Raw genomic sequence first — 11,486 nt, 5'->3', positions numbered from 1 at the left:
TGGTCCGGTTTCCCCTCGGGGGAAGCCGGGCCACACCGCTTTAAGCGGTGGCTGACTGTCCGCGGCGGGACCGGCCTCCTAGGGCAGCGCGGCCCGGGCCCGCGCCAGGTCGGCCGCGCGCACCGCGACCACCGCCGCCGCGAGCAGGTACACCTGGCTGAGCAGGTTGAACCAGACAAACAGCCCGAGGATCACCGCGAAGGGTGCCAGCAGCACGTTGCTGGTCAGCGAGGCCAGCAGCATGGCCGAGAGGAAGCGCAGGATCGCCGCCACCGAGCCGGCCAGCAGCACCCCGGCCCCCAGTCCCCCGTTGATCACCTTGGCCCGCGAGGCCACCCGCAACAGGATCCAGGCCGTGGCGCAATCGAGCGCGAACATGGCCACGAGGAAGGCCACCCGGGTCAGCGCGCTGCTCCACCAGCCGTTGAGGTGCAGCAGGTGGGCCAGGGAGTCGAGCAGCGACGAACTGGCAAGCGCCAGAATGCTGGAGGCGATCAGGGCCACGGCCAGGGCCACCAGCAACAGGGCATCGCGCAGCCGGGAGACCACCGGGTTGGACCTGTCCCGGTTCAGGCCGAAGATGGTGCGGATTCCCTCGCGCAAGCCCGAGAGCCATCCCAGCGATGTCAGGACCAGGGCAACCAGGGAAACCACCAGGGTGATCCCGAAGCTGCGCAGCCCCAGCAGCTGCTCGGGCTTGGCCAGTCCCCCGTGGCCCGTGTCGATCAGCCCGGGGGTGCTGGCGGCGACCATGTCGATCACGCCGTCGCGCAGCACCGGATTGTAGCTGGCAAACAGGCCCAGCATCGCAAATCCCGCCACGAGCATCGCGGCGATGGAGAAGAACATCCGGTAGGCGCTGCCGGCTGCAAGCAGCGGTCCCCGGCGGCGGACATACAGGTTCCACACGCGCATGGGATAGAACTCGTACAGCTTGGCGGCCAACAGGATGCAGTGGGCCCTGAAACGCAGCCAGGGCGTTCCGGTGGCCCGCACCGCATACAGTTCCTGGGTCTTGAGCCGGGCAAAGGCGCGAAGGGCCCGCGGATCCAGGGGCGAGGGAGGAGCCACGGGCGGGGCGCCGACAAAGCGGCGCGCCACGACGCCCGGTGCCCGGGTTCCGGATTCCTCGGCCACGGGGTCAAAGGAGGCAGCCGGGGAATCGGCGGGTTCAACGTCCCCGGTCGCGTCCCACGCCGGGGCCTTGGCGTCCCTAGTGCGCCGGCCCGCCAAGGCCCAGCTCCTCACGAAGCGACCAGGCACCGGTGCCGTCAAGGCCGAAGAGGCCGATGGAGTCCACCGTGAAGCTCATGGATTCGTCCTTGAGCTCTTCCTGGGCGAGGTCCATCGCGGCGTCGTCGGCCTCGTGGGCGATCGTCAGGTGCGGGTGGTAGCCATAGCTCACCTCGTGCTTCATCGGACCGGCCAGCAGCTCGTCGTGCAGCTTCCCGCAGGCCTCGGCCCCCTCCTCGACGTTCAGGTACACCACCGGGGTGATGGGCCGGAAGGTCCCGGTGCCGTGCAGGCGCACCGTGAAGGAGGATGCGCGGGCCGCGACCCGGTGCACGTGCCGCACCGCAGCATCCCAGTCGGTGGTGGAGCCGGAGACCAGGGTGATGTGCGGTGCTATGTTCGCGGACCGGTCCCCGCCGTAGCGCTGGCGCCAGGCCCGCAGCGGGCCTTCAAGGGGGGACGGGATCTCAATGACAACCCCCAGCGCCGTCGCCTCTGCGACGTCGCTGCCGGTCGTCTCCCCCGCCGTGGTGCCCATCGCTAGCGGATCCCTCCCAGGGGAGCCATGAAGCCAACGCGCTCGTAGACATCCGCGAGCGTCCTGGAGGCGACCTCGCGGGCCTTGAGGGCGCCGGCGGCCAGGATCGAGTCCAGTTCGGCAGGGTCCTGGAGCAGTTCCAGCGTGCGGGTGCGGACCGGGGTCAGCGCCTCGACGACGGCGTCGGCCACCGCCACCTTGAGGTGGCCGTACATCTTGCCCTCGAACTCGTTGACCAGGGCCGGGATCGGGGTTCCGGACACGGCCGAGAGGATCTCCAGCAGGTTTGTCACCCCGGGCTTGTTGGCCCGGTCGTGGGCCACGACGGTGTCGGCGTCGGTGACTGCCGACTTGATGCGCTTGGCGACCGTCTTGGGCTCGTCCAGGACGTTGATCAGCCCGTTGGGGCTGGAAGCCGACTTCGACATCTTGGAGGTCGGGTTCTGCAGGTCGTAGATGCGGGCCCCTTCCTTCTTGATGAAGGCCTCCGGCACCACGAAGGTCTCGCCGTAACGGTGGTTGAAGCGGTTGGCAAGGTCGCGGGCCAGCTCCACGTGCTGGCGCTGGTCGTCTCCCACCGGAACGGCCTGGGGCTGGTAGAGCAGGATGTCGGCGGCCATGAGCACCGGGTAGGTGAACAGGCCCACGCTGGATACGTCGGCACCTCCCTTGGCGCTCTTGTCCTTGAACTGGGTCATGCGGCTGGCCTCGCCGAAGCCGGTCAGGCAGTTGAGCACCCAGGCCAGCTGCGCGTGCTCGGGCACCTGCGACTGGACGAAGAGCGTTGACTTCTCCAGGTCGATGCCGCCGGCAATGAACTGGGCTGCGGTGATCCGGGTGCGGTTGCGCAGCTCGGCCGGGTCCTGCGGCACCGTGATGGCGTGCATGTCCGGGATGAAGAAGAACGCGTCGTAGTCGTCCTGGGACTTGACCCAGTTGACCAGGGCACCCAGGTAGTTGCCCAGGTGCAGCGAGTCTCCGGAAGGCTGCATTCCGGAGAGAACGCGGGGACGTGCGGGGGTGGTTTCGCTCATGCGTGGGGTTGGTCCTTTAGAACTGGTAGTCGACGACCAGCGGTGCGTGGTCGGAGAAGCGCAAATCGTAGGCCGAGGCTCGGTCCACGTGGGACTTGATGGCCTTCGCCGTGAGGTCCGCGGTGGCCATGTGGTAGTCGATGCGCCACCCGGCGTCGTTGTCGAATGCCTGCCCGCGGAAGGACCACCAGGTGTAGGGGCCCTGTGCGTCGGGGCCGGCCAGCTCCCGGGCCACGTCCTTATAGCCGATCTCGGCGCCAAAGAAGCCGTCGAAGTAGGCGATCTCCTCGTCCATGACACCGGCGCGCTTGTTGTGGTTCGGCTTCCAGTTCTTGATGTCCTTCTCGGTGTGCACGACGTTCAGGTCGCCCACCACCAGCACATGGTCCTTCTCGCTTTTCAGCTCGACCAGGCGCACATTCATGCGTTCGAGGAAACGGTATTTGTCTTCCTGCTTCTGGGTGCCCAGCTCGCCGGAATGCACGTAGGCGGAGACCACGCACAGCGTGCTGCCGTCCTGCATGGTGAAGTCCGCTTCCACCCAGCGCCCGGACTCGGCAAAGTATTCCTCGCCGATGTGCCCGCGCACAGCGGTCGGCTCGGCGCGCGAAAGCACCGCGACCCCGGCGCGACCCTTGTCCTTGGCCTCGGCGTGCAGAATGTGCCAGCCCTCGCCGACCAGCTCGCGCACGATCGCATCCGGCGCGCGCACCTCCTGCAGGCAGAGGATGTCAGTGTCGCGGGCGTCGATCCAGTCGGCCATGTTGCGCTTGTAGGCGGCACGGATGCCGTTGACGTTTACCGAGGCGACGCGCAGCGCGTTCTCGGACTTGGCCAGGATCTCTTCTGAGGTAGGTATCACGCCATCCACCTTATCGATATTTGTTCAAGGGTTCTCCCCGGCACCGCCGGGGGTGTCGCCGTGCCGCGGGCGCCAGGGAAAAGCTAGTCGATGACCTCGCCCGTCATGGGCTCGCCGCGGCCGGAGGGCTTCATCATGTCGCGCGCGTTGGATGCGGTGATCTCGATGGTTTCCAGGGCGCGGTCGACCATCCCCGCGGCCTCTTCGCCGTCCTGGACCCGGTATTCGTTCACAACCTGCGTCTGCACCTGGATGATCTTGAATGAGTGGTCAAGCTTCAGGTCGCGGTTGCGCGTTGCCTCGTCCATGACGACGGTGCCGGCGCTTGGCGCACCCTGTCCGCGCGTGGCGGCGGCAGCAGTGGCGGCCTTGAGCTGGCTGGTCATCTTCGCCGCGCCGCGCCTGAGCCCGAAGACCAGGAACGCCGAAAGCAGCAGCCAACCCAGCGAAATGACCACGACGAGCCAGCCAATGACGTCGTTCTGGTTGGCGGCAAAGACGACTGCCACCAGGAACACCGTGACCATGACGGCCAAGGAGAGGGTGGAGGCGTTAATGGTGATCTTTTTGCCCTGCGCGGGGGCCTGGTTACTACCGAGGGGTTCCATGTTCATATTCTCTCAAACACGTGGCGGCAGGACCGAATCCGAGTATGAATTACGCTTGTTAGCTTAATTGCCAAAAACCTACACTCAAGCCAGATACGTGGGACTGGGGACGTGGCGCGGCCGGGCCGCACGCGCGGATTCGTGGGGAAAAATCATGGCATTGTCGTTTGGATTCTTGGGGATCGGTGGGCGCAGGAACACGCACCCGAAACATTCCAAGGGCACCCCGCCTCCCCCGCCCAAGAAATCCCGGCGGTTCCTGGCGTTGGCCAGTGCACTGGCCATGGTCGCAGTCACCCTGACGGCTCCCAGCTCGACGGCGGCAGATCCCTGCGCGCCCGGGACCAACAAGATTGTCTGTGAAAACTCCAAGCCGGGAACCGACCCGGGCGAATGGGACATCGTGGGTGCGGGCGATGCCAGCATCCAGGGCTTTGCGACCGACATCAGCGTCAACGTCGGATCCCGCGTTGACTTCAAGATCGACACCAACGCGAGCGCTTACACCATCGACATCTACCGCACCGGTTGGTACCAGGGGCTCGGTGCACGCAAGGTCGCCTCGATCACCCCCAGTGCGGCGCTGCCGCAGAACCAGCCGGACTGCCGCAACGACGTGGCCACCGAATTGGTGGACTGCGGGAACTGGGCGGTCTCGGCCAGCTGGAACGTCCCGGCCGACGCCGTTTCCGGCGTCTATGTGGCCAAACTGGACCGGGCGGACCGCGATGACCAGAGCCACATCACCTTCATCGTGCGCGACGATGCCAGCCAATCGGACGTGCTGTTCCAGACCTCGGACCCGACCTGGCACGCCTACAACACCTACGGCGGATCCGACTTCTACCAGGGCGCTGCCAACGGGCGCGCCTACAAGATCAGCTACAACCGCCCGTTCAACACCCGGGGCGGCATCGAGGCCCGCGACTTCTACTTCGGCGCCGAATACCCGATGGTGCGCTTCCTGGAGCGCAACGGCTACGACGTGAGCTACTTCAGCGGCGTCGACTCGGACCGCCGCGGCAACCTGATGACCAACCACAAGACCGTCCTCTCGGTAGGGCACGACGAGTACTGGTCTGTTAAGCAGTGGGACAACTTCGAAAAGGCACGCGACGCGGGCGTAAACCTGCAATTCCTCTCCGGCAACGAAGCCTACTGGCGCACCCGCTACGAGGCCTCGACCACTGACGGAACCGCCTATCGGACGCTGGTCAGCTACAAGGAAACCTGGGCCAACGCCAAGATCGACCCGAACGCCCAATGGACCGGCACGACCCGCGATCCGCGCTTTGCCCCGGCGAGCGCCGGGGCCGGCCAGCCCGAGAACGCGCTGACCGGTTCCCTGTACTTCGTGAACAACGGCGACCTGCCCGTCACCGTCAATGCGCAGGAGGGCAAGACTCGGCTGTGGCGCAACACACCGCTGACGACGCTTTCCTCCGGTGCCAAGCGTGCCCTGGCGCCGCACACCATCGGCTATGAGTCCAATGAGGCACCTGACAACGGGTTCAGGCCGGCCGGGCAGGTGTTCCTCTCCACGACCACCGGTCCCGTTCCCGAGTACCTGCAGGACTTCGGCAACCGCGTGGCCTCCGGCACCACCACCCACCACCTGAGCCTGTACAAGGCCCAGAGCGGTGCGCTGGTGTTCTCCGCCGGATCCATCCAGTGGACCTGGGGCTTGGATGACACGCACGACGGCAGCGGCGCCGCGCCTGACCCGATCATGCAGCAGGCCCAGGTCAACCTATTGGCCGACATGGGCGCCCAGCCGGGCACTTTGATGCCCGGGCTGGTGGCGGCCGCCAAGTCCACCGACACCACCGCACCGAGCATCTCCGTCACCACTCCCCCGCCGGCCGCGGCCCGGAACGGCAAGAAATACACGGTTTCCGGCACCGCGGTGGACGCCGGCGGCGGTGTGGTCGCCGGCGTGGAATACTCCACCGATGCCGGGGCCCATTGGCACCCGGCCAGCGGTACCGGCAATTGGTCCTTCAGCTACATCCAGCAGGGCATCGACGGGGAGGCCCTGTGGGTGCGCGGCATCGATGACAGCGGCAACTATCCGACTACCGCCACCGTCATCCCACTGAGTGTCACCGGGCCGTTCAGCGTCTTCGGGGAAACCGCCCCCGACGACCCGGACTCGGGGGATCCCTCCCCCGTCGAACTGGGCCTGCGGTTCACCCCGACCACCGACGGCTTTGTCGCCGGCGTCAGGTTCTACAAGAGCTCGGCCAACACCGGATCGCACACCGGTTCGGTCTGGTCGCTGGGCGGCCAGCGCCTGGCCACGGTGTCCTTCTCGGGAGAGACTGCCAGCGGCTGGCAGGAAGCCAGGTTCTCCTCCCCCGTTGCCGTCACGGCGGGAACCGAATACATCGTGTCCTACTCGACGAACACGGGGCACTATGCCTCCAAGAGCTACCTGCTGGCCTACGGGGGAATTGGCATCGATCCGCTCCACGTGGCCGGCGGCTTCGGGGCCAACCCCGCCGGGGTCTACGACACCAACGGATCCATGCCCACCAGCAGCTACGAGCAGGGCAACTACTACGTGGACGCGATCTTCGAATCCCAGGATTCCTCGCCGTTGCGCGCCTACAATTCCAGCCCGTTGGACACCGCCAAGAGCGTTCCGTTGGGAACGCCTATCGCCGTGACATTCTCCCGCGCCGTGCAGCCCGGATCGGTGGGCATCTCCCTGAAGACCGCCGCCGGCTCCGCCGTGGCCGGGTCCACGAGCTACGACGCGACCACGCGCCGTGCCACGTTCACCCCGGGCAGCCCCCTGGCGCGGGGAACCGGCTACACGGCCACGGTGTCGGCCCAAGATGCGCTCGGCAACGCTGTGAGCAGCGGCGGGAGCTGGAGCTTCACGACCGTGCTGGCCGATTCCGTCGCCGGGGACTGCCCGTGCGGGCTCTACCAGGACTCCGCGGTCCCCACGACCGGCCTGATCGACGACAACACCCCGCTGACCCTGGGCATGCGATTCATCCCCACGGAGCCCGGCAAGGTCTCCGGTGTCCAGTTCTACAAGGACGCGGGGAACATCGGCGCCCACACCGGCAAGCTGTTCTCGATCGGCGGGACGCTGCTGGCCAGCGTCACCTTCAGCAACAACAGCGCCTCCGGCTGGCAATATGCGGCGTTCTCGACGCCGGTGAACGTGAGTGCCAATACCGAGTACGTGGTTGCCTACACCACCGAGGGAACCTACTCGGTGACGCCCAACGGGCAGCTGGACGCCAAGAACTTCGGCCCGCTGCGGACCAATGCCAATGCCGGCGTCTTCAGCTACTCGCTGGGGTACCCGGACAATGCGACCAGCACCGACTACCTGGTCGATGTGGCGTTTGTTCCGGACGGCGCACAGGCCGTCAAGGTGCTCTCGCAATCCCCGGCACCGGGGGCCACCGATGTTCCCGTCACCAGCAAGGTGGTCACCGTCCTGAACCAGGCAGTGGCCTCCGGCTACCAGTACACGCTCACGGGTCCCGCGGGGGCCGTGGCCGGCGCGGTGTCCGTCTCGGCCGACGGCAAGACGCTGACATTCACGCCCACCCAGTCGCTGTCCAATGGCAAGCCCTACACCGTGGCATTGAAGAACGTCACCAGCACCTCCGGTGCGGCGCTGCCCGACCAAATCTGGTCGTTCTACACGGCCAGCGCCGACGGTTCGCCCTCGACGTTCCTGGGCACCCAGGTGCCCGCCAACCTCGACCCGCAGGACGGAGGTTCCGTTGAGCTGGGCGTGCGCCTGCAAACCACCAAGGACATCGATGTGTCGGCCATCAGGTTCTACAAGGGAACCCTGAACACCGGCGTACACACCGGTTCGGTGTGGAGCGACACCGGGACGCGCCTTGCCACCGCCACCTTCTCGAATGAAACGGCCTCGGGATGGCAGACGGTGCAACTGAGCAACCCGGTGCGCATTACGGCAAACCAGACGTTCATCATTTCCTACCACGCGCCCAACGGCGGCTACGCCTTCACCTCCGCTGATTTTGCGCAGCCGCGCACCGTCGGCGCGCTGAGCACCGTGGGCAGCAACGGGCTCTTCGCCTATGGGGCAGGGGGCACTGCCCCGAGCAACTCGTGGAACGACACGAACTACTTCGTGGATCTTGTCTACAGCACGGTGGCCGCCCCGGCACCTTCGCCGACACCAACGCCAACACCGACAGTGACGCCGACGCCCACTCCTACTCCTACTCCTACTCCTACTCCTACTCCCACGCCCACTCCGACACCAACGCCCACGCCCACTCCGACACCAACGCCCACGCCCACGCCCACTCCAACTCCGACACCGACACCGACACCGACGCCAACGCCAACGCCAACGCAGGTGAACCTCTTTGGTTCCACGCTTCCGTTGCTTTCGGACTCGCTGGACTCCCGTTCGGTTGAGGTCGGCCTGCGGTTCAGCACCACCGTTCCGATCACCGCCCACGGGGTGAGGTTCTACAAGGAAAGCACCAACACCGGAACGCACACCGGCAGCATCTGGAACAACGCCGGACAGCGGCTGGCCACTGTGACGTTCACCGGGGAAAGCACCCGAGGATGGCAAAGCGCCACCTTCGCCACGCCTTTGACGCTTCCTGCCGGAACCTACACGGTCTCCTACCTGGCACCCCGGGGCCACGTCTCCACCACGGCCCTGTACTTCGCCACGAAGTTCACCGACGGCACCGTCACGGCAGCCACCAGCAACGGCAGGCATCGCTACGGCGCCGGCGGTGTCATGCCTTCCTCCACCACGACGCTGCGCAACAACTACTTCGTGGACCTGATCTACTCACGGCCGTAGGCGTTTCGCCCGCAGCCGTCTCCGACCCGTGGTCGCCCCGATCCATCTCCTCAACGCTGGATCGGGGCGACCGCGCGTGTTCAACGAGCATCCGCCCCGCGGACCCGGGCACCGGGGTGGCCACCGTGGTGCCGACTGCGGAACCCACAGCAGATGGCGAGATGCCGCCGTTGCCGGCTACTGCTCGGCCAGAACCTCCACCGGCCTGTGCAAAGCAGGCAAGGGCCCCGACACCGCATCCCTGCACCGATGTCCCGGACGTTGCGGCCTCGGGCTCAGGACCATCTGAAAGGGCGTGCCGGTTACTGCTCCGCGGAGTCATGCCAGCACCAATAGCGGCAATGAGCCCTATTGATTCCGTGGACCCTTTCGCTCCCGAGCGCAGCGAACACGCCTCACGACATCCACGGATCCGTGGGCGTGCTCCAGCCACTTCCTCAACGCTGGATCGAGGGCGACCACGCATGTTCGATGAACATCTTGGGCAACGATCCCGGCACCAGGTCCAGGGAGAAGATGTCCGCATCTCCCGGGTTTTCCTCCCGGGGCTGGCCAAAGAGCAGCGTGTTCGAATCCAGCCATTCAAGCTGGTCGTCAAAGCCTGACTCCAACGGGTACAACTGTTCGGTCTGCTTGGCAATGTCGTACACCGCAATGTCCCAATGTGCCGGGACGGAATCAACACGGCGCTTCTTGTAGGCAATGAACTTGCCGTCCGGGGAAATCGACGGGCATTCCGCATTCTCAACCAGGGCACGCAGGGTCTTCTCCGCCAGGGAACCACGCATCAGCCACGTCTGCTTCCCTGAAGCCGCCGTCGCGTAGAAGGTCTTGGCGTCTTTGGCGAAAGTCACGCCCCAGACATTTCGATCTTCGGCAGTGATCCTGTGGTCACCGACGAAGATGCCGAAATCCTGCAGGTTTCCGTAGTCTGTTCCCCCGGGTGAAGCAATCGTCGTCTGAGTGGAGAAGCCGACAAATTCATAGGATTCGCCGGTGATGAAGGCGGTGGTACCGACCATTCCCGTCGCGGAGACCCGGGTGCGACTTGGCTCCCCCGGCAGGGGGCGCTGTGCGAGCAGGTGCCCGCCGATGCTGTAAACGGTCGAGTCGTAGCTGGTGTTCATGCCACGTTGGGCGCTCAGGCAGGAGAGCATCCCGCCGGTGCGGTGCACCCGGTCGCAAGAGAGCCCAGTGGTCGTTCGCTCCCCGTCCGGGGCGTCCAATGCGACCCAGGCGACCCTGCCATAGGCTTCGCTGTCCCGGGTGTCCCGGAATACCACCACGTTCTCCAGCGGGATCTGCGCGATGCCTTGCGGATTTTCCTGGCCCGCGATTGCCGGGGCTTGCGTTCTTTCCCGGAACCCCATAAACGAGTTCACCGCGAATGCCCCGGCGGCAAGAACCGCAACCAATACCACGGCAGCGACAATGAATTGGCGATTGGGTTTCACCGGGCTATCTTCCAACCTCGTAGGTGCCAAAGGCAGCGACGAGGTTGGCTCCCGTGGGCGCGGTCCGCACCGTGGCTGCCATGGTGTCATTCCCGAAGCCCAGCGTGATGCTCTTGGCGCCATCGGCGGCAGTTCCCCGCGTGGCGACCCAGCCTCGCTTGGTTGCCTGGGACTCGTAGAACTTCAGCACGGCTTCGACGCCCAGTGAAGTACGGAAATTGACGGCGACCTGAACATTCCGTTTTTGCGTGCTCACCGATGAATCGATGATGCGGGAGCCTTGCGGGATGGGCAAGGCCTTGGTGGGAAAACCCGAAGTGAGCTCGCCTTTGGCAGTGCCTTCCCTCGGAACGGTCCCGGAAAGCACCGGGGCCTTCTTCACCGATTTGGGCAATGTGGTTGCCTTTGGTTCGGAGGTCGCTGGAACCTCCAGCTTGGGTGATTCAACTTCCGTGGCCGGGGCGGAACTGCGCGGCGCTCTCGGCTTCGCCGGTTCCTTGGGTTCCTTTGCACTGGATGCCGGAGGCGACGAGGACGGATCCTTTGTGGTGGCCGTGGAAGCAGCGCTGGCGCTTCCTGGTGCGCTCACGCCTGAGCTGGCGGAACGCGTCGGTGCGGTGGCCGGTTCTGTGGAACTGGAGCTCGGATCGCTGCCCGCCACCCTTGCAGCCGGAGCCCTCGCTGCGGCGTTGAAGGCAATCGATGCCCCCACAAACACGACGATGACGGCGAGCGCCCAAACAAGCCATTTTTTGTTCTGCATCTGTCCCCACTAAATGCGATCGGCAGCTTTCATGCCGCCGTGGCCCCAAGCCAATTGTTACCTGTGGCTAGAGTACAACCAGGCGTTGCCGTATGCCATGGTTACGGCTTCAAAGTACGGTCGCGCTCAACATCAATTCCAAATCCACTCCGGCAGAGTGCTCCCT

General features: G+C 65.6%; 9 protein-coding genes. 2 read left to right on the top strand and 7 right to left on the bottom strand.

The features are described from left to right. Positions 1-78: 78 nt before the first annotated feature. From KRR55_RS08340 to KRR55_RS08320, 5 genes are all read right to left on the bottom strand, one after another. Positions 79-1,233 (bottom strand): YhjD/YihY/BrkB family envelope integrity protein, encoded by a 1,155-nt coding sequence (locus tag KRR55_RS08340; RefSeq protein WP_217388612.1) that lies wholly within the window; start codon positions 1,231-1,233, stop codon positions 79-81. Further along, positions 1,214-1,771 carry a 2'-5' RNA ligase family protein gene (locus KRR55_RS08335; protein ID WP_217388611.1) on the bottom strand — a complete coding sequence of 186 codons (558 nt, stop codon included), beginning with the start codon at positions 1,769-1,771 and terminating at the stop codon, positions 1,214-1,216. Before KRR55_RS08335 ends, KRR55_RS08340 begins: the two co-directional genes overlap by 20 nt. A 2-nt stretch (positions 1,772-1,773) precedes the next feature. After that, entirely contained in the window at positions 1,774-2,805 is a 1,032-nt protein-coding gene (gene trpS, locus KRR55_RS08330; RefSeq protein ID WP_217388610.1) for a tryptophan--tRNA ligase, read from the bottom strand. A 16-nt stretch (positions 2,806-2,821) separates the two neighbouring features. Next, a complete protein-coding gene (locus KRR55_RS08325; protein WP_217388609.1) occupies positions 2,822-3,667 on the bottom strand; it encodes an exodeoxyribonuclease III in 846 nt (281 codons plus the stop codon). Between the two features lie 83 nt (positions 3,668-3,750). Further along, a complete protein-coding gene (locus tag KRR55_RS08320) occupies positions 3,751-4,275 on the bottom strand; it encodes a hypothetical protein (RefSeq protein WP_217388608.1) in 525 nt (174 codons plus the stop codon). A 154-nt stretch (positions 4,276-4,429) separates the two neighbouring features. Between KRR55_RS08320 and KRR55_RS08315 the strand changes: the two genes are divergently transcribed. Continuing rightward, entirely contained in the window at positions 4,430-9,103 is a 4,674-nt protein-coding gene (locus KRR55_RS08315) for a DUF4082 domain-containing protein (RefSeq protein ID WP_217388607.1), read from the top strand. A 437-nt stretch (positions 9,104-9,540) separates the two neighbouring features. Here the strand turns inward: KRR55_RS08315 and KRR55_RS08310 are convergent, their stop codons facing one another. After that, positions 9,541-10,557, bottom strand: coding sequence for a TolB-like translocation protein (locus KRR55_RS08310; RefSeq protein ID WP_217388606.1), 1,017 nt, complete (start codon positions 10,555-10,557; stop codon positions 9,541-9,543). 4 nt (positions 10,558-10,561) lie between these two features. Further along, complete coding sequence (locus KRR55_RS08305; protein WP_217388605.1) at positions 10,562-10,813, bottom strand: hypothetical protein; 252 nt, start codon at positions 10,811-10,813, stop codon at positions 10,562-10,564. Between KRR55_RS08305 and KRR55_RS08300 the strand changes: the two genes are divergently transcribed. Next, complete coding sequence (locus KRR55_RS08300) at positions 10,806-11,333, top strand: hypothetical protein (protein ID WP_217388604.1); 528 nt, start codon at positions 10,806-10,808, stop codon at positions 11,331-11,333. The two genes, KRR55_RS08305 and KRR55_RS08300, sit on opposite strands and share 8 nt — an antisense overlap. Positions 11,334-11,486: the final 153 nt, after the last annotated feature.

Source organism: Paeniglutamicibacter quisquiliarum (assembly GCF_019084045.1).
Lineage (GTDB): Bacteria > Actinomycetota > Actinomycetes > Actinomycetales > Micrococcaceae > Paeniglutamicibacter > Paeniglutamicibacter quisquiliarum.
This window is presented reverse-complemented; position numbering and strand designations above follow the sequence as displayed.